The organism is Larkinella sp. C7 (assembly GCF_006149005.1).
GTDB lineage: Bacteria > Bacteroidota > Bacteroidia > Cytophagales > Spirosomataceae > Larkinella.
Genome location: NZ_VBSL01000003.1, coordinates 119,127 through 138,703, shown reverse-complemented (window position 1 = coordinate 138,703; position 19,577 = coordinate 119,127). Strand labels below are relative to the sequence as shown.

Here is a 19,577-nt window from a genome sequence, read left to right as displayed (position 1 = left end):
ACCCTGCCCACCGCCCTTCGAAAAGGGCGGTGGAGGACGGGTTTATTAAGGGTCAGGGTTTAAAAACAGTTAGATTCTTCAATCGGGTAATAGCTACTCCGTAATGACGCTATTGTTGGGCTTTAATTCCGGAACGGGTTCGAGCTTTTTGCCCCGGATGCGGGTGAGCAGCAAGCCGACCAGAAAAATCGTCAGCGTTCCAATCACCATGACCATGTTCAGGTGGAAAGTGCTGCGGAGAGCCGCGTATTCGTCGGGAATCTGGGGCGAAAACGTCATCCAGACAATCACCAGCACGCCGACCAAAGTGGCCGTCAGGGCTTCGGCATTCTGGGTTTGCCGGGAAATCATGCCCAGTAAAAACAGACCCAACATGCCGCCGGCAAAAATACCGGACAGTTGCCACCAGATGTCCAGCACGCTTTTGACGCCAATCATGGCAATGCCGGCTATCATGCCCAGCACCCCGAAAACCGTAGTGGCAATGTATAACAACCGCAGTGATTGCCCGTCCGTCATCTTCGGGTTCAAATACCGCTGGTAAATATCGACCGAAAAAACCGTGGCCGACGCGTTCATGCTTGAACTGATGGTGCTCATGGCCGCCGACAGAATGGCCGCGACGATCAGACCGACCAGCCCGGCCGGCACCTTGTTCACCATGAAATGCGGCATCACTTTATCGCCATATTCCGCCGGACTCAGGGTGGCCGCCAGTTGCCGGATGGCTTCGGGACTGCCGTCGGGCAAGCGTTCGCCCGCAACCTGCATCCGGATGGCGTCGAGCAGTTCCGGATTGGTTTGATAATAGGCGTAGAGACACGAGCCGAGCACAAAAAACATCAGCGAAACCGGCACATACAGGTAAACACACAGCCAGATGGAACGCGCGGCTTCCTTGATCGAGGTGGTGGTGTGATACCGCTGAACGTAGTTCTGATCCATCCCGAAGTTGTTCAGGTTCATGAAAAACCCGTACAGAAAAATCACCCAGAATGTTGACTGCGAGAAGTTTGGCGCGAAACTGCCCAGACTAAATTTATCGTCGACCTTCCCGATTTCAATAATCCTGTCGACCCCGCCCGGCATGCCGTCGACCACCAGATACAGAATGATCAGCGCGCCGGCGGTTTTGATGACGCCCTGCACCACTTCCGTCCAGATCACCGCTTCCATGCCCCCCATCACCGTATAGAGAATGATGCAGATGCCAACCACAATCATAATCGTCGCCATCGGATACCCCGTCAACGCCTGCAAACTGAGGGCAATGCCGAAGAAAATGGACCCCATGCGGGCGAGTTGGGTCAGCAAAAAACAGACAACGGCGTAGGTGCGCGCCCAGGCTCCAAACCGGTGTTCGAGGTGCGTGTAGGCCGACACCTCGCCGGTATTGCGGTAGAACGGAATAAAATACCGGGCCGCTACCCAGGCCGACAGCGGCATCGCCAGACTAAAAACGAACGAATTCCAGTTGCTGCCGAAGGCTTTGCCCGGTACGCCCAGAAAGGTATTGCTGCTGAGAAAGGTCGCGTAAATCGACATGCCGATGGCCCAGCCCGGAATCTTCCCGGAGGCTTTCGTAAATTGATCGGCACTCTTGTTGTTGCGGGAAAAATAAACCCCAACGGCAATCATCCCGACCAGATACGCTACAATGACCAGCAAATCGACAACGGGAAGGGTTTTCATTGGGTTTCGATCGGACACCGGTTTTCAAGCCGGAATGATTACGATAAATTATAAGAATTATTTTTTATTCTTTACCAAAAATAAGTGCTTCTTGATTAGCTTGCGGAGGCACTTTTATGACTGCGCTGGTATTTTATTTAATTTTACTGGCAAAAGTACGCGATAAAGTGGTAATACCGATATGGGGATTTTTCCAATTAATGTACGAATTTATCATATTCGAGTAAATCCTGAATGAAACCGCAATTTCACAAAGTACCCCTGAATGCCCAGGATTCGTTCAGCATCCGGCACGAAGTCAAAGCCAGTTTCGGGAACATCTGGCATTACCATCCCGAACTGGAATTGCACTACGTGATTCGGGGCGAGGGCGTCCGGTTTATTGGGGATAATGTCAGTAATTTTTCGGCGGGCGAAATGCTGCTGGTGGGCGAAAACCTGCCGCACACCTGGCGGTGTAACGAAGCGTATTTTCGGGAAGACCCCCATCTGCCGGTCGAAGCGATTGTGATGCAGTTCCGGCCCGATTGCCTGGGTCGCGACTTTCTGAATCTGACCGAAACCCAGCCCATCCGGCGGCTCTACGAAAAGGCGCTGCGGGGCTTGCTGATCAAGGGCGAAACCAGCGAAAAAGTGGCGGCTTTGCTGCACAGCGCGGTGGAAGCCCAGCCCCTGCAACGCCTGATCGTGCTGCTGTCGATCCTGGACGTGCTGTCCCATTCCGCTGATCTGGAGACCATTACGTCGGAGCGGGCATTCTACCAGTCGAACGAACTGGAAACCGTTCGGCTCAACAAGGTCTACAGTTATACCTTGTCGAATTACGCCAAAGACATCGGCCTCGAAGAAATCGCGTCGGTAGCCAGCTTGAGTGTGACGTCGTTCTGCCGGTATTTTAAACTGATGACGCACAAAACCTACCACGAATTTCTGACAGAGATTCGGGTTAGTCACGCGTGTCGGGCGCTGGTCGAAAACAAATTGAGTGCGGAGGCCATCTGTTTTGAAAGCGGTTTTAACAATCTGTCGAATTTTTACCGGCATTTCAAGCGCGTCAAAGGCATTACGCCCCTCGAATACAAACGAAATTACCTTCAGTGAGTGGTACACAGGTTAGTGTTTTGGGTATATAGTTTACGATTCCCGGTAGCTGACACACGCGACAGGAACCCGTCAGCCACCGAAAACCTTGACCTGTAAACCGTAAACCCTTTTCCATGAACTTCCGGATCGGCTGGCTTTTTTTTGGCATAGGCATTCAGGCCTGCGCTCCCAAACCACGCACCACCATGACTTTTACGGAACACCAACTGACGTTCGACACCAAAGGACACACGATTCACAACAACCAGGCTTTTTCGCCCACCGACGAGTGGCTGGTGTATGACACCCGGAACCAGGACGGCGGCATTGGCGGCACGGCAGCCATCGAAATGGTGAACGTCAAAACCGGCGAAATCCGGCGGCTTTACCAGACAACCAACCAAACCGAATTTGGTCCCGGCGTGGGCGCGGCCACCTTTTCGCCGACGCAAAACCGGGTGCTGTTTATCCACGGCATCCGGAATGCCAATCAGCAGAAACCGTATGATTTCGACCGCCGGACGGGCGTAGCCATCGACATCGACCAGCCCGGCAAACCGATTTTTCTGGACGCCCGCAACGTCAAACCGCCCTTCACGCCGGGGGCCTTACGGGGTGGTACGCACGCGCACTACTGGAGTGCCGACGGGCAGTGGATCAGCTTTACCTACAACGATCACCCCATGAATGTACTGAGCAAAACCAATCCGGCGGTGAAGGATTTGCGCGTAGTGGGCGTGATGGCTCCGTTCGGCAAGGTGAGCGTGCCCGACGACGGTTCGCTGGAAAACAATCCGGGTGAACTGTTTTCGGTGGTGGTAACGAAGGCCACCGAAGCCCCCAAACCGGGCAGTGACGAGATCGACAAGGCCTTTGACGAAGGCTGGATTGGCAGCAACGGCTATCTGAAACCGGATGGAACCCGGCAGAAGCGGGCGATTGCGTTTCAGGGCAATGTGCGGAACAAGGAAGGAAAAACCGTTACGGAAATTTTTGTGGCCGACCTGCCCGACGACCTGACGCAAGCCGCTGAGGGTCAGCCGCTGGAAGGCACCGAAACCACCCGCCCGAATCCGCCGAAGGGCGTCCAGCAACGCCGGATCACATTCACGGAACACGGCGCGGAAGGCCCCCGCCACTGGCTCCGGACCCCGCCCGACGGTTCGGTGATCGGTTTTCTGGCGAAAGACCCCAGCGGTACGATTCAGATTTTTGGGGTGTCGCCCAACGGCGGCCCAATCCGGCAACTGACCCGCCAGCCGTTTTCCATCCAGACCACCTTCAATTTCAGCCCCGACGGCCGCTGGCTGGCCTATGCCGCCGACAACAGCGTGTTCATCACGGATCTGCAAACCGGCGACTTCCGGCGATTGACGCCCCGCTCGTCGGACGACGCCAAACCCTGGAACGGCATCATCTGGTCGAACCAGGGCGATCAGATTGCCTACAACCGGTATGTGACGACGGAAAAAGGGCGGTTTTTGCAGGTCTTTTTGTTGAAATAGCTTGGGTATTCAAAAAATACCGTGTTTTTTTTGACCGAAAAATAATGCGTGGTTATGGCTGTCGAAGATCAACCCTTTGTGTGTCCGACCTGTGCCTGGCGCGGCACGGAAAATGAGTTAGACTGCGACTATTCCCTGTTTGGCGAGTATACCGAGAAAACCTGTCCAAAATGCAGCACCGTTCTCCAGACGATTCGCAACTACCTGACAGCGGAAGAGGCTCAGCAACAAGCGGATGCCGGGAATGTCTGGCTACAACAGGCGATCAGTTACCGGTCTCTCATCGAGCAATCCCAATTGAAATCCATTGACCAATTCCCCGATCTGGCGGATCGATCCGAACTTGAATTGGTCTGGGAATGTGTCAACATTCCGGAAGAAGGGCGGCAGGAGTCCGTTTGGATCATCATTCGATTGGCGAGCGGTGAGCCGATCTGGCGGGAGCGTTCGTATTATGGAAACCAGGCTCGTTTTTTTGAAATGAAAGAATTACTCACCCTGAAATACGGGGACCGTTTAAAATCGTTTGAACGCGACCGCAGCGATTTTTTGTATACCTCTTTGTACTGGTATGGCGATTAGAGACGGACGGTTTTCGGGGTACTTACTTTTTTGTTACCAAGTCAGTTTCTGATTAAAAAAAAATTCTACATTTACCGTCAAATCAGTACTAAATCAGGCTACGTAATCGCACGCGTTTTTTCAATCGTATGCGGGCATCGTTAGCTGATTTTATTAACCCTCCCGGTCAGGTCCGAAAGCGAGTGAGCCAAACCTGCCATGAAACAGGTTCTCCGGCCTTCGTGCTCCAGTCCGTTTCATTTATCGTCGAAACGTGTGTTGATTGAAATCCGTAGTTGGTTCCTGCCATTCGGCAGGTCGGAGGTTGCTTGTGCCCTACGGAAATTGCCCGAGTCCGATTCCTACGATTTTGAATATTCATTTACTGATTTACTGTCCACCAAACTTCTTCCTCCCGATGACTATTTATCTACACGTTTCGATGGCCCGCAGGCACCTGATTCGGGCCGTATTCATTTGTCAACTGGTTCTGGCCACTGCCGTTGCCGCTGTGCAGGCCCAGCCTCCCCTACGCTGGGATAAAACCTTCGGCGGGAGCAGTTCTGACGGGACTCCCGGGGTAGTCCGTACAGCCGACGGCGGGTTTCTATTGGGGGGTAGTTCTTCTTCCAATACCAGTGGCGACAAATCGGAGAATAGCCGGGGAGGCCTGGATTACTGGGTGATCCGGATGGACGCCCAGGGCAACAAGCTCTGGGATAAAACCTTCGGGGGGAGCGAATGGGATGACCTCAATGCGATCGTCCCGACGACCGATGGTGGTTTCCTGCTCTGCGGTTCTTCGCGCTCCGGACCGAGTGACGATAAAACGGAGGGCAGCCGGGGTGATCTGGACTACTGGGTGGTTCGGATTGACGCCGAGGGGAATAAGCTCTGGGATAAAACTTACGGGGGAGATGGCTACGATGATCTGACTGCCGCAGTCCTGACGACCGATGACGGTTTTCTGCTGGGCGGGTCTTCGCGCTCCGGGCAGAGTGGCGATAAAACGGAAGACAGCCGGGGAAATCAGGATTACTGGGTGGTTCGGATTGACGCCGGGGGCAACAGGCTTTGGGATAAAACCCTCGGAGGTGGAGAGATCGACTATTTAACGGCTTTGGCCACCACGTCCGATGACGGTTTTCTGGTGGCCGGTTATTCGTTTTCCGGGGACGATGGTGACAAAACCGAAGGGAACAAAGGCGGGGGCGATTACTGGGTGATCAAACTCGATGAGGATGGCAACATCCTGTGGGATAAAGCCATTGGCGGCAGTGAAACCGACTACCTGAGTGCAGTGCTGGCAACCCCCGACGGAGGGTTTTTCCTGGCCGGGGCTTCCGGTTCAAACACGAGTGGCGATAAAACAGAAGATGGCCGGGGTGATCAGGATTACTGGGTGGTCAAACTGGATGCTGACCGGGCGGTCGAATGGGATAAAACCCTCGGAGGAGATGGTTACGATGGTTTGTTCAGTGCATTGCTCACGGCGGATAACGGTTTTCTGGTGGGGGGCTACTCCTACTCCGGAGAGAATGGCGACAAGTCTGAAGAAAACAAAGGGGATGTGGATTACTGGGTGATCAAACTCGATGAGGAAGGCAACATCCTGTGGGATAAAACCCTCGGAGGAACGGGGGCAGATTACCTGTCAGCGATGACCACGACCCTGGACGGCGGTTTTTTGCTGGCAGGACGATCAGACTCGAATGCTGGTGGAGATAAGTCCGACAATAGCCGGGGCGATTTTGATTATTGGGTGGTTAAACTGAAGGAGTGCGAGGTCGTGCCGTCTTCCCTGACCATTACTTCAAATGTTGTCAACCAACCGCTTTTCCAAAATACCCCCTCCGTTTTGCTGACCGTATCGGGCTGTGAGGGCGGCACTGTTGCCTGGGCAGGTCCGGGCGGTTCATCCGGGACAGGCGTAAGCATCCCCGTGCCCACGTCGGCCACCGGTACGCTGGTCTATTCGGCGACTTGTACGGGTGAACTTTGCCCTACCGCACCCGGCTCGGCTACGATCACCGTCAGCCCGCCCCTGGTGGCGGGCAGCTTCGACGGGTATATTTACGGGGCCGATTGCAACACCTTCCGGGGCTGGGCCTGGGACCGGAACAAACCCAATACGGTTCAGTCCGTCGATATCCTCGACGGCCCCAACGTCGTCGTCACCATCCCGGCCAACGAGTTTCGGCAGGATCTGAAAGATGCCGGCAAAGGCAATGGCATTCACGCCTTCCGCTGGAACATCCCGGCCGGACTTAAAGACGGCCAGGTGCATTTTCTCTCGGCGCGGGTTGCAGGCAGCAGCTTTATTTTGAAAGATTCTCCCAAGGCCCTGGTTTGTGAAGGAGGAACGTCTTCCCCACCGAACAAACAACCGGTGCCACCAGCGATTTCGCCCCTGGTAGCCCAACAAAATGTGGCTTTCACCACCACGCTCCCGGCTTTTACCGATCCCGAAAACAGCACACTGAGCCACGGACTGGTGAGCTTACCAACGGGTCTGAGCTTCAGCAGTGCAACCCGGCAAATCAGCGGGACACCCACGCAGAGCGGTTTGTTCGTGTTGACCTACTCGGCCACCGATGACAAAGGCGCCACCAACTCGGTAAGCTTCAATCTGACGGTCAATCCGGCGGCCACCACTCCGGTGACGGGCAGTTTCGAAGGGTATCTGGATAAGGTAGAATGCGGAACGATCCGGGGCTGGGTCTGGGACCGCAACAAACCCAACACGCCGGTTACGGTGGAGTTTTATCATACCAACACCCTGGAAGTGTATGGGAGTGTGGTCGCCAGTATCTACCGGGTGGATTTGCTGAATGCGGGCAAGGGCAACGGCGCTCATGCCTACAGTTTTGAAGTACCAGTCGGGTTGAAAGACAATACGACCCGGTTGATCAGTGCGCGGGTATCGGGCAGCACCTATGTGTTGAAGGATTCGGGCAAACCGTTAACGTGTCCGTCGGCAAGCCGGTTGTCGGCCGAAAGCAACCGGGAGTTCCAGGTCACGGTTTTGGGCAACCCGTTGAGCCACGATGCCGTAGAGGTAGAGATCCGGGGGGCGGAAGGCGAGCCGGTGCGGCTGGCGTTGACCGACGTGACCGGTCGGCTGGTAACGGAACAATTGATTGAAAAAGCGGGAGTTGTCGAGCGGCAGGCCGTAGCGGTCGGCAAAAACGCTTCCGGGATGCTCTTCCTGCGGGCAAGCAGCGGTTCGCGCTCTGTAACGTTGAAACTCCTGAGAAACTAACGAAGCACCGACGGCCCGAACCCCGGCATCAAAGGAACTGACCGATCTTCCGAAGGTTCTCGGTGGCGAAACCGCTGTTGAGGAGATAGCGATTGGTTTTTATGGCTGTTCAGGATTTGAAATCCTGAACAGCAACCATTTCAAATCCTGACCAGCAACCGGGTTTGGGAGGCTTAACAAAAAACACGTCCGGGAGGTTGATGCATTGACGCTCCATCCGTCCGAAACACCGGCGAAAGGAGCGGGTAATATGGCTGATGTACATACCCCCCAGCAGCGGAGATACTATGGTTCAAAAGCATATTCTTCCAACTCGTCTTTCTCAAGTTTGTAGAACTGATTTCCTTTCAAAGAATTAAATAAAAAATCAGCGATATCTACATCACTCGTCTTACGTTTTGTGGTAATACCTATCCATTCGATTTCATGCCAAAGATGATCTAATTCAGAATCAAATCTTTTAAAATTCAACCTCTTAACACCACAACGATCAGGATCAAACCAAAGCTTATCAATAAACACGACTTGCATTAAATCCCTGATTTGGCGAATGGTTAAATTATTCTTATTCTCAAAAACAACTCGATGACGTAACTTATTATTACCCGCATCTCGATACATATATTCCATTTCAATTTTATTCATTGCATGAATATATTTTGGTAGTGATAAGAAAGAAACTCTTCGGCTGGTTCAAACTTATTAGGCAATTTTATAAATTGATTGTGGTATCTCTCAAAATATTCACTCTGCCATCCAGAATTTCCACTAAAAATCCTTGAAGATATTTGAATTTTATATTCTGGAGTAATTGACAATAATCCACAATCGAATGCCTTATCATGTAAAGCATTTAAAGCTAAGCCATTACGTGGATTAAGACGATTTTTATCATCCATACTCCAAGGCTTTATATGACTGGCAATCAACAAATTTTTCTCGCTAATACCGGTTATGCAACATCTATTCTCATAGGCAGACATTACCAATTGGCGAAATAAACTTTGATTCGCCCTCACAGCAATAGTTTGCATTCTGGTTCTTCCTTCAGGTATTACAAAATCATCAGTAACAGTCTCCAACTTTACAGCTACATCCCCAAAATCAATTGTATTTCCTAAAAGGCTTTCGCTTTCTGCAAAAAGAGTATCCCAATTATTACTAAATTCAGCCCATACAAGTTGATCTAGCTTACTGGAATTTGAGGCCCCTTTTTTACCTTGAGAGGTTATTTTAGGATCAAGGCTTGCAATATTAACTAATTTATAAGCAACTGAACCGGGAGTTCTTCCTAGACGAGAAGCTAGCTTAATAACATCCTTATTTTTTTGGTGCAATAATCCAAATGTTAGTTTTGAATAAAGGTTAATAACCAAAAGTAACTCATTTCGGGTCCACAAACGCTGATCTTCTCTCATGCAATCCCTGGTTATTTTATAGAGTAAAAAGCAACCTTTTCATCTTAATGAGGGACTCAAATATAGGAGAAAAATCAATTTTTCAGCTATTTTTTCAAGTTCTTCGCTGCCGAATAAAAACAATTTACATTCCTTTATAGATTGGATACAAACGTACCAACATTATCCTTACTGCGAGTTCGGTAATTGAAAATTGACTACTGCCTTCAACAAAAGAATTCCTCGCCCTCTCCCAACCTTTTCCCCACCAAAAGCGTCTTACTACCAAAACCAGTACATCCATGAAGACGCTATCTTTGATTGTTGGCCTGCTGATGGTGGCCTGCCAGCCCAGCCCCTGGGACCATGAAGTGACCGTCAGTTCCGACTGCGCGGCTTATGCCGAATGGAAAAAAGCCGCCGACCTGCGCGAGGTGCCGGGGATAGTGGTCAACGAAGCGGAGACCTCCCAAACCAGCACGTGGATCTACATCCGAACCAGCGACAGCACGCGCTATTTCGCCTGCAACCTGCCGACCTCGGTGCAGAAAACCGGTACGAAAGTCGTTTTCAACGCCGACGAGTTTGCGCCCCCGCCGAACGTCCGGCTGGCCGGTATTCCCGTTAAACTGACCAAACTGCGGACAGCCCCCTGAAACGGCGCGGTCCGGAGTTGGAAAAGGGCGCACTGATCGGCCCGAAGAAGAAGAATTTCACAGCCGTTGAAGTGAGTACGCCTGGTGCGGTTTTACAATTTTTCCCGGATGAGTTTCAATACCTCGTCCGGTTTAGACGGCAGCGGTGCATCACGTTTGACGACTTTTCCGTCGCGGCCCAGCAGCCCGGCCGCCGGAATGTATTCGGCCCGGAGTGTTCCGATCAGATTGCCAATCTGGTCTTCGTCCACAAAAACGTGCAGGCCCTTGGGCTTGTTTTTAGCCACCCACTCCCGCCAGAGTTCCATCGAATTTTCACTGCTGCACACATAGACAAACAGCACATCACGGCTGCCAAGCTGATCCTGAATGGCCCGGGCCGCGAGGGCTTCCTGCCGCGACGGTTCCACCTCAGTCGACCACGCCAGCACGTAAACCAACCGCCCCAGCGCCTGTTTCTGGAATTGTTCGAGCAGATCTTTCCCGTAGCGGCTGGACCGCATCAGGGTCACCCCCGACAATACCTCGACCGGCTCATCGACCTGATTGGTAAACTTTTCTGCCACCTCCCGCACCGTCGCACTGTCTTTGACCTCCAGCCGATACAACTCTTCCAGCGAAAGCCGGTAGCGCGGATCGGTTACCTGGGGCATGATGTGCTGGTATAAAAGCTGCTGGTTTTTCAACTCAATTTCGGGCAGAATGGACGCCAGAAAATGGGCTTTCAGGTAATCCATTCCGGTGGTGTCCACAATTTTCCGGTATTGCGACATCTCCGTTTCATACACCAGCAGCTTCGCCAGTGTGTCCTGGTGGCGTTGTAAAATCCGCTGCAACATCGGCATATCCCGGCTAACGGCGGTTTTCCCGGCTTTCAGCTCGTCTACCCGCGTCCGCTCCGTGGCCGACAGGTCCCGGATATATCGGTCCACGAGCGTGGCAAATGTGCCCACCGGAACGCCACGACCGGCCTGATCAGCAATCCGCGAATTGGCGTATGCCGCAAACCGTTCCATCGCCGTCGTCCGCTGAACCGTCAGAAACAGATCGTCGGCGGGTCGCAGACTGACGCCGGAGGGCAAGCTTGTTTCCAGGCGCGTGTCCTGCTCGGCCAGCGCCCGGTCATAGAGGTAGGTAGACACTTCATATTTGATGCCCGACCGGATGTACTGATCCAGCAGCGGCAACACCTCGTGGGTCTGGCGGTATTTTTCGTAAGTTGCAATAAACTCATTTGTCAGAATCTTCCGACTGTCGTCTGCCGACCGCCCATCGACTCGTTTCGCCAACTGGCGGTTATCGACTTTGGGTTTGTTTTTAAATTCGAACGCCTTATACCGGGTCAGTTGGTTGTTCACCTGGGCGTTGGTGCCGCTAAACCGGAAAGGTGCTTCGGACAAGAACAGGGAGTCGGCATCGAGCGCAATTTCGATGGTGCCGGCCGAACCCAGAAAGGCGGTTGAAATCTGGCCAAAATTGAAATACAGTTCTTCGTATGGATACACCAGCGGCAGCGTCACCTGAAACGAGCCATCGGGCGCGAGCGGGGCCGGGCGCGCCATTTCGCGGTTAGCCTGCAGGATGTTGTTCCGCGAAACCGTCACGTTGGGGCTTTGGCGGTACAGTTGAATCGTCAGGTTTTTGATCCGGCCCTTCACCGTCACGGAATCGGATTTGAATTGGGCGTAAACGGTTGGAAATTGGCCGAAAAAGAAGGTCAAAAGAAGGCAGAAAGCCGGGAATAGTCTATAACGTCGCGTTGGCATGGAAGCAATGGCTCAAATCCAGAAAAGATACAAGTTAAACTGCCAATTGCACACTACCAAACGTTCCGGGCTTGCCGGGCTATTTCACTTTGATTCCGTGGTACGTTTCCATCTCCCGGTAATCTTTCCGCAACGGATGGCCTACCCAGTCGGTGGGGAGCAGAATCCGGCGCAAATCGGGGTGGCCGTCGAAATGAATCCCGACCAGATCGTAAATTTCGCGCTCGTGCCAGTCGGCGGTTCGCCAGACGCTGCTGACCGTCGGAACCACCGGCAGCGGTTCGCCTTCGGCAGTGCGCGCCAACACGACTTTCAGCGTCAGGTTATGTTCGTAGGGGATCGAGGTGAGGTTGTAGACAACTTCCATCGTGTTGACCTGCAGACCGTTATCGATTCCGGTCATGCAGGCCAGAAAGTCAAAAAAAAGCCGGTCATCGTCGCGCAAAAACCGGCAAATTTCGGCAATCTGCGTTGACTCCACCACGAGGAAAGGCTGCGGATTGGCGGTATTGGTTTGCAGAATTCCGTCGGTTCCAAATTGAGCCAGCAACAGTTCAGATAATTCGGAAAAATTCATTCCGCAAGTTAGCGAATTGAGACGATCGTTATCTCATCGGCCTCGAATTTCGAGCCCCAGCCGCATTCGACGGTTTTCTTCCGGTCCGTAAATTTATAGACGATGGTACCCTGCTTCTGTTGTTCCTTGCCCACAAAGTTTTCCACCAGGGCAACGGATTCAGCATCGGGTGCATACCGGATAATCTTCTGCGGATCGTTCCAGTTCAGGGCCACATGCGCCTGACAACCGTCATACGCCAGTCCGTTGGGATACAGCATGACCTCCGACCGGAGTTCGGGGCCGGAAGTGGAATCGTCTTCGGTGCAGGCTGCGAAGCACAGCACCATCAGGGTGCTCAGGATCGTTTTCATACGTGTTAGCATTTGTTAAACGATATGACCCTTTAATCCTTTAATTGGTTGGAGTACATTCGACTCTTTTCAACAAAAGTTACTTCACGGCTTCCATTTCGTCGGCTTCCATCGCCAACAGGGCCGTCGGTGCCGGTTCGTCCCGCAGGCTGCTGTTGCGGATTTTTTCCTGCAATTTCAGAAAACCGCCAATCAGGGCTTCGGGGCGCGGTGGACAGCCCGGCACATACACATCGACGGGAATGATCCGGTCCACGCCCTTCACGACGTGGTAACCGTGCTGCCAGTAGGGCCCTCCGCAGTTGGAACACGACCCCATCGAAATCACGTAACGCGGTTCGGGCATTTGTTCGTAGAGACGCCGGATGCGGTCGGCCATCTTGAACGTCACGGTGCCGGACACGATCATGACGTCCGACTGCCGGGGCGAAGGCCGGGGGAAAATTCCGAACCGCTCCAGGTCGTAGCCCGACGCGAAGGTTTGCATCATTTCGATGGCGCAGCAGGCCAGCCCGAAGCCCATTGGCCACAGCGACGAAAGCCGCGCCCAGTTCAGGAGGTCTTCGGCCGTGGTCAGCAACACCCCACCTTCGCCGGATTTGAATCGTTGATCGAGTAAACCGCTCATTTTTTAACTGTATACGGTTTACGGTTTTCAGTTTACGGTAAATTGTCAAGTACTGAACCGTAAACTGAAAACCGTAAACCGATCAACTATTTTTATATTTCTGATTCACTTTTTCGTACAGCGAAACCGGTACGGCGGTTTTCATTTCCGGCACTTTCGGTTCCGGTTTCACCCAATCCAGAAAGCCCTTGGCCCAGACATACGCCAGCCCCAAGGCCAGAAGAGCCACAAAGATGACCATTTCCGCCAGCGAAAGCCAGCCCCACAAGCCGTTCGTTTCTTCGATCAAGGCCTTTTTTCCAAAAACCGTAGCCCACGGAAACAAAAAAACCAGTTCGACGTCGAACAAAACAAAAATAAGGGCGACCACGTAAAACCGGACGTTAAACTGCACATTGGCATTGCCAACCGGTTCTTCGCCGGACTCGTAGGTGGTTTGCTTTTCGATGTTGGGGCGGTTGGGACGCAACAGACTCCCAACAAACAAAACCAGCCCAACGAACGCCAGGCCGGTAATGATGAACAATAGAATGATTCCGAAGTCGGATAACATGCGACGTTATTTCATGTACGTTCCAAAAATGTGGTCCCACAAGGGCGACGAAACGCCGTAATTCTTTTCGTGGCTCTTGTAGTGGTGAACCGAGTGATTGATCCACAGCCACTTAAAGAAATTCTTGGGTGGAGCGTAGGCATGAACGATGAAATGCACGAACAAATAGCCCGAATAGCCGACCAGAAAACCGGGAAAAAACGCGTAAGAAGCTTCGCCCAGCAACAGAAAAAGAACGCCAAACAACGCAGACGCTACGAATACGGCCGCAGCCGGGGGCATCGCCAGCCGGGTTTTGTCTTTCGGATACTCGTGGTGAATGCCGTGGAAGGTATACTGAATTTTAGCCTTCGTTGGCGTGTCGGTTTCCATGTGGAATACGCCCCGGTGAACGGCGTATTCGACCAGCGTAAAAACGGTGATGCCCGCAAAAAACAGGAAAGTAATCCAGAGAGCCGACATTTCCGTATACGCAAAAGCGTACCAGCAGAAGAGTGTGGACGTTACCAGGTAAATCGTGATCGGAACCGCAATGTGGGTACGTGACAATCGTTCAAGAATGGGGTTCTCAAACAACGGCTTGGTGCCACTATTTTTAGGTCTGGTTTTGGTTATCGTTTGTTCCATACTGTGATAGAATTAAATGCCGCCAAAACGTGGGGAACGCCGGGGCGCGGGTGTGTAAACTGCAAATTTAAACTACTTTTCAACAGATGGTCAAACAAGTTGACCATTTATTATTTTGTGATTAACTGGTCTTCTACTTTCTTCTGGATGGCTTCCATATTGCCTTTCGGGAGTTTGGGTTTGATAATCAGCCGCAGCGATTGGTCGTCGCTGAGGTAATTCCACGCCCAGTTGACCAGAATGAGCAACCGGTTCTTAACGCCAACAATGGCCATAAGGTGCACAAAAAGCCAGACCATCCACGCAAAAACGCCCTGAAAGCTCCAAAAAGGCAGATCAACGACCGCTTTTCCGCGACCAATTGTCGCCATCGTTCCCAAATCCTTATAGGTAAACGGTTCCATCGGTTGATCCTTACCCATCCGCACCAGATTTTTTGCGAGGTGTTTGCCCTGCTGAATCGCCGGTTGCGCAATTTGCGGGTGGCCGTTCGGGTATTTTTCTTCCGTCATCAACGCCATGTCGCCCAGAGCAAAAATATCCGTGAATCCCTGCACCTGACTGAACCGGTTGACGAGCAAACGCCCCCCACGGCCCATCGCTTCGGTTGGCAACCCGTTCAACGGATTGGCTTTTACGCCAGCCGCCCAAACCAGGTTGTTCGTCCGAATCGTGGACCCGTCGGCCATGTGAACCAGCCGACCGTCGAAATCCTGAACGCGGGTATTGAGTTTAACGATGACACCCAACTTTTCGAGGTACTGCTGTGATTTCACCTGCGACTCGACCGACATCGGCCCCAGCAGTTCCGCCCCGGACTCGATCAGGTAAATCTGCATCATCCTGAAATCCAGTTCCGGGTAATCGCTCGGCAGAACGGTTTTCCGCATCTCCGCAAAGGTTCCGCATAACTCGACACCCGTAGGCCCTCCGCCCACTACGACCACATTCAAAAAACCTTCTTTTTCATCTAAGGTATCGACGGAAAGGGCATCTTCAAAATTTTGCAGCACCCGGTTTCGAAGCGCAATTGCCTCAGAGACCGACTTCATCGGCAACGCGCGCTCGATGATGTTCTTCATACCGAAAAAATTGGTATCGGCTCCGGTGGCCACGACAAGATAGTCGTAGTCGATGGGTCCTAAGTCGGTATCGACGGTTTTGGTATCAGGATGAACCGCCGTCACGGTGGTGACGCGGATGTGAACGTTCTTACAATTTTGAAAAACCGCCCGCAAGGGAAAGAGGATGGAGCTGGCTTCCAGTCCCGAGGTCGCCACCTGGTAATAGAGCGGCTGAAATTCGTGGAAATTATGCTTGTTGATCAGAACGACCTGAAATTCTTTGCGGCTGGAAAGTTTGCGCGCCAGTTGCAAGCCGCCGAACCCTGCTCCCACAATCACTACGCGTTTGCGGTCGGTACGTGGAATATTTGGGTTCATACGTCGTGGAATTAAAGCTGTTGACAGAATAACTGCAATCGTTTCCGTAAGGTTTCAACCGCTTACGCGAATCGGTCGATTTTCGCCGAATCCGCTTTCGAACGGTTCTGGCCTCACGATTTCACTTCCACCGCTTTGCTTTCCACAACCGGCTTCGCTTTTCCGCGCTCAAACGTCAGGTCGATCCGGCCCAGGTAAATCCCGGCGAACCCCACCTGATTGATCAAAACCGGGAGTCCGTCCTGGCTCAGCACGTTGACGGGTGCTTCCAGAAACGTATGCGTATGCCCACCAATGATCAAATCAATATTCCTGCTTTTGGAGGCAAAAACCCGGTCCGATACGGCTTTGTCGTTGTATTGGTAGCCCAGGTGCGACAGACAGATCACGTAATCGCAGTTGAGGTCGTTCCGCAGTTTCGCGGCCATGTCGTTGCCGGTTTCGATGGGGTTCAGATACCGCGTTTCCCGGAATAACTCCTTCGGTATCAACCCTTCCGGTTTGATACCCACGCCAAAGACACCGATTTTCAAACCGTCTTTTTTGAAAACCCGGTACGGTTCCGTGCGGCCGTCCATCGCCGTGTTTTTAAAATCATAGTTGGCAATCAGAAACGGAAATTTCGCTTTTCCGAACTGCGTCACCATGTTGTCCATGCCTCCGTCGAAGTCGTGGTTGCCGATGGTGCTCGCGTCGTAGCGCATCTGGTTCATGGCCTGCACTTCGGGTTCGCCCTTGTACAGATTGAAATAGGGCGTTCCCTGAAACAGATCCCCCGCGTCGAACAGCAGTACATTGGACTGTTCGCTCCGAATCTGGTTGATCAGCGTGGCCCGGCGGACAATACCGCCCCGCCCGGCATTGCGGCCCCCATCCATCGGAAACGGTTCCAGTCGGCTGTGTACGTCGTTGGTGTGCAGAATCGTCAGTTGGGTCAGTTTCGGTTTGGCCAGGGCTTCCGGGGCAAAACCGCCCACCACGGCAGCCGCACCGAACAGCTTCAGAAACTGGCGTCTATTGGATTGAAATGCGTCCATCGGTTGTCGGGTTTAGGGGTTGACCGGATTTGCCAAGCTGGCGGAAATACTCAATGAAAACGTCCCGGATGGGAACGTTGAAATTCTTCCGGGCTACGGCATCTTTCAGAAACGCCGTTCCTCCACCCCGGTCGGCCACGTAATCGCTCATCAAAACCGTGTAGTTCTGGTTGGGGTCGAACTTCTTCCCGTTCGTAAAGGCAATGTCGGTCAGGATGTTATTCTTGATCACCACCCGAACGCCACCCACCACCAGCGATTTTTCATCGATTTCGCTGCCCACGAAAAACTCGAAAAATTCCCGCAGCATGGAGCCTTTCAGCGTCAGCATCACCAGTTGGTTGTCGAACGGCATCACTTCGTAAATGCTGCCAATCCGGATCGGCCCCTGGGGCAATCCCGTCCGAATTCCGCCGTAATTCAGATGCGAACAATCGGCGGCTTGTCCCAGCTTCTGCTGTGCAACCTGCAACATGGCGTCGGTGAGTAGGTTGTTGAGGGCACATTCAGGTTTGGAGCGGTTCAAAGGCACCGCCGACTGCACCAGCACCTCGTTCATGGTTTGATCCATCTGCTGCTTGTAGGGTTGCAGAAAACGGGCCATGCTGCTATCAGCCGGTGCCGCCAGCGAGTCGACCTGAATGCGTTTATAGCCCTGATCGGTCAGGTGATAGCCCGTCTGACATGCCGTGGTCAGCACGACCAGCAGCGGAAAAAAACGGAAGGTTGAAAAGCGCATCATAGGGTTATTCCTGAGTTTTCTGAGCGGTTTCGACCAGGGGTCGGGCACCGAAATATTGCAATTCATACGCAAAATTCAACCACCCCTGCGACCGGCGGATGAGCATCGTCTGCCATTCCCGCGTGGTAAACAGGGTGTGCCAGGGGCCGTAGGCAAACCGGTATTTCAACGGCATGTTGAAGCCGGGCGCATCGGCAATCCAGCGGTGCTGCACTTCGATAAAGTCGCCCTTTTCGGTCACCTTGTATTCGAGAACGGGCGGGGCGGCATAGTTCAGAAACTGATCGAAGATGGGGCGCAGGTCCTTTTCGGTTTCCCGGCACAAAATATCGATGATCTGTTTGGTCGTCACCAGCGAGTGTTTCCGCTCCAGCGCCACTTTCCGCAGCGCCATAAACCAGACGTTGTCGTCGTCGACCACACACCGCAGGGAATGCAGCAACCACGCTCCCTTGTAATAAATATCCGTATCCTTGTGCTGGAAGTTGACGCCCCGCGGCCCCATTAATGGAAATTTGTTTTTAATCAGCGGTTTTTGCGTCATCAAATACTTGATTGCCTGCGGGGGGCCGTGGGTGTTTTCCACATAAATTGATTCCATGTAGGTGGCAAACGATTCGTGAATCCACATTTCGGCGGGATCGGAAACACTCAGGCTGTTGCCAAAATATTCATGTGCACTTTCGTGAATCAGGATGAAATCGAAGCCGAAAGGGTTGTTCTGGTATTTATTTCCGTAGCCAATGGCGCTCTGGTGTTCCATGCCCCAATACGGTGTTTCGACCACCGAATAACCATCACGCCAGTAGGGATAATGCCCGAAATACCATTCGTAACAATCGAGCATCCCGATCACCTGTTCGAAGTGTTTTTTGGCTTTTTCTTCGTTGTAGCGCAGTACGTGATAGTTCAGGTCCAGGTATTGGTAATCCCGGCTCCGGTATTGCTCCTGAATCGTGACGTAATCGCCCAGATTGAAGGTGACGTTGTAGGTATTGATGGAATACGAAACCGCCCACACGAACTCGGTCTGGTTGTCGCCCACCTCGCGCTCTTCCTGAAGCCTGCCGTTCGAGACGGCTTTCAGGCCCCGGGGTACGCGGAAAGTCATCTGCATCGACTCGGGTTCGTCGGACAGGTGATCCTTGCAGGGCCACCACGAACTGGCGCCCAGCCCCTCGCAGGACACGCCCACCCAATCGTTACCGGTGCTGTCTTTGCTCCAGGAAAAACCGCCATCCCAGGGCGGATTTACGGCTTCACGGGGCTTTCCGTGGTAGGCTATTTTTATTTCTTCAACGTTATCCTTTTCCTGGGCCGCCTTCATCGTCACAAAAATGGCGTTGCCTTCGCGGGTATACCGCAGGGATTGGCCGCCCTGCGTAATCGCATCGATGGTCAGGTTTTCGAACAAGTCAATCTGCATCCGTTTGAAGGGCGTTCGCACCCGGTACCGGATGGTGTTGCTCCCCGCAATGCTTTTTGTCGCCGGATCGACGGATAAATTGAGGTCATAAAAAAGGACATTGTAACAGGTGCGTTCCGGACGAAGCGAGCCCCGCAGTGAATCCTGCCGGGTAAAGATATCAGGCGTAATCCGTTCAGGTTCAGAAAGTTGCTTCGGTTGTTGAGCAAAAAGAGGAAATACGTACCAAAAGGCCAGCAGGCCCACTACCCATTGTTTCATGTAAAGAAG

Annotated in this window: 18 protein-coding genes; 5 read left to right on the top strand and 13 right to left on the bottom strand. The window is 52.7% G+C overall.

Annotation, left to right across the window (positions count from 1 at the left end; genetic code table 11):
- Positions 1–93 precede the first annotated feature (93 nt).
- Positions 94–1,692, bottom strand: coding sequence for a sodium:solute symporter (locus FH871_RS08950; protein WP_138991111.1), 1,599 nt, complete (start codon positions 1,690–1,692; stop codon positions 94–96).
- A gap of 234 nt (positions 1,693–1,926) precedes the next feature.
- Between FH871_RS08950 and FH871_RS08945 the strand changes: the two genes are divergently transcribed.
- The 4 genes from FH871_RS08945 to FH871_RS08930 all read left to right on the top strand — a co-directional run bounded on the left by FH871_RS08945 (position 1,927) and on the right by FH871_RS08930 (position 8,103).
- A complete protein-coding gene (locus FH871_RS08945; RefSeq protein ID WP_138991110.1) occupies positions 1,927–2,793 on the top strand; it encodes an AraC family transcriptional regulator in 867 nt (288 codons plus the stop codon).
- A gap of 116 nt (positions 2,794–2,909) precedes the next feature.
- Positions 2,910–4,280, top strand: a complete 1,371-nt coding sequence (locus FH871_RS08940; RefSeq protein WP_212768208.1) for a DUF3748 domain-containing protein — start codon at positions 2,910–2,912, stop codon at positions 4,278–4,280.
- A 54-nt stretch (positions 4,281–4,334) separates the two neighbouring features.
- Positions 4,335–4,862: a hypothetical protein gene (locus tag FH871_RS08935; RefSeq protein WP_138991109.1), complete on the top strand. Its 528-nt coding sequence runs from the start codon at positions 4,335–4,337 to the stop codon at positions 4,860–4,862.
- 397 nt (positions 4,863–5,259) lie between these two features.
- Positions 5,260–8,103 carry a putative Ig domain-containing protein gene (locus FH871_RS08930; RefSeq protein WP_138991108.1) on the top strand — a complete coding sequence of 948 codons (2,844 nt, stop codon included), beginning with the start codon at positions 5,260–5,262 and terminating at the stop codon, positions 8,101–8,103.
- Positions 8,104–8,388: 285 nt separating this feature from the next.
- On the opposite strand, the gene FH871_RS08925 is transcribed toward FH871_RS08930, so the two are convergent.
- Positions 8,389–8,748 (bottom strand): hypothetical protein, encoded by a 360-nt coding sequence (locus tag FH871_RS08925; protein WP_138991107.1) that lies wholly within the window; start codon positions 8,746–8,748, stop codon positions 8,389–8,391.
- Positions 8,745–9,521 (bottom strand): HNH endonuclease, encoded by a 777-nt coding sequence (locus tag FH871_RS08920; protein WP_138991106.1) that lies wholly within the window; start codon positions 9,519–9,521, stop codon positions 8,745–8,747. The genes FH871_RS08925 and FH871_RS08920 overlap by 4 nt, the downstream gene beginning before the upstream one ends.
- A 281-nt stretch (positions 9,522–9,802) precedes the next feature.
- Between FH871_RS08920 and FH871_RS08915 the strand changes: the two genes are divergently transcribed.
- Complete coding sequence (locus FH871_RS08915) at positions 9,803–10,156, top strand: hypothetical protein (protein ID WP_138991105.1); 354 nt, start codon at positions 9,803–9,805, stop codon at positions 10,154–10,156.
- A 92-nt stretch (positions 10,157–10,248) separates the two neighbouring features.
- Here the strand turns inward: FH871_RS08915 and FH871_RS08910 are convergent, their stop codons facing one another.
- The 10 genes from FH871_RS08910 to FH871_RS08865 all read right to left on the bottom strand — a co-directional run bounded on the left by FH871_RS08910 (position 10,249) and on the right by FH871_RS08865 (position 19,568).
- On the bottom strand, positions 10,249–11,922 hold the full coding sequence (locus FH871_RS08910) for a hypothetical protein (RefSeq protein WP_138991104.1): 1,674 nt from the start codon (positions 11,920–11,922) through the stop codon (positions 10,249–10,251).
- Between the two features lie 79 nt (positions 11,923–12,001).
- Entirely contained in the window at positions 12,002–12,499 is a 498-nt protein-coding gene (locus FH871_RS08905) for an NADH-quinone oxidoreductase subunit C (protein WP_138991103.1), read from the bottom strand.
- A gap of 8 nt (positions 12,500–12,507) precedes the next feature.
- Complete coding sequence (locus FH871_RS08900) at positions 12,508–12,852, bottom strand: hypothetical protein (RefSeq protein WP_138991102.1); 345 nt, start codon at positions 12,850–12,852, stop codon at positions 12,508–12,510.
- A 79-nt stretch (positions 12,853–12,931) separates the two neighbouring features.
- Positions 12,932–13,480: an NADH-quinone oxidoreductase subunit NuoB gene (gene nuoB / locus FH871_RS08895; RefSeq protein ID WP_138991101.1), complete on the bottom strand. Its 549-nt coding sequence runs from the start codon at positions 13,478–13,480 to the stop codon at positions 12,932–12,934.
- A gap of 82 nt (positions 13,481–13,562) precedes the next feature.
- On the bottom strand, positions 13,563–14,033 hold the full coding sequence (locus FH871_RS08890) for an NADH-quinone oxidoreductase subunit A (RefSeq protein WP_138991100.1): 471 nt from the start codon (positions 14,031–14,033) through the stop codon (positions 13,563–13,565).
- 6 nt (positions 14,034–14,039) lie between these two features.
- Positions 14,040–14,660, bottom strand: coding sequence for a sterol desaturase family protein (locus FH871_RS08885; RefSeq protein WP_138991099.1), 621 nt, complete (start codon positions 14,658–14,660; stop codon positions 14,040–14,042).
- A gap of 110 nt (positions 14,661–14,770) precedes the next feature.
- Positions 14,771–16,102 carry an NAD(P)/FAD-dependent oxidoreductase gene (locus tag FH871_RS08880; protein ID WP_138991098.1) on the bottom strand — a complete coding sequence of 444 codons (1,332 nt, stop codon included), beginning with the start codon at positions 16,100–16,102 and terminating at the stop codon, positions 14,771–14,773.
- A 113-nt stretch (positions 16,103–16,215) separates the two neighbouring features.
- Positions 16,216–17,139, bottom strand: coding sequence for a bifunctional UDP-sugar hydrolase/5'-nucleotidase (locus FH871_RS08875; protein WP_138991097.1), 924 nt, complete (start codon positions 17,137–17,139; stop codon positions 16,216–16,218).
- Positions 17,117–17,881 carry a 5'-nucleotidase C-terminal domain-containing protein gene (locus FH871_RS08870; RefSeq protein ID WP_229317145.1) on the bottom strand — a complete coding sequence of 255 codons (765 nt, stop codon included), beginning with the start codon at positions 17,879–17,881 and terminating at the stop codon, positions 17,117–17,119. Before FH871_RS08870 ends, FH871_RS08875 begins: the two co-directional genes overlap by 23 nt.
- Before the next feature lie 4 nt (positions 17,882–17,885).
- Entirely contained in the window at positions 17,886–19,568 is a 1,683-nt protein-coding gene (locus tag FH871_RS08865; RefSeq protein ID WP_138991096.1) for a M1 family metallopeptidase, read from the bottom strand.
- Between the last annotated feature and the right edge of the window lie 9 nt (positions 19,569–19,577).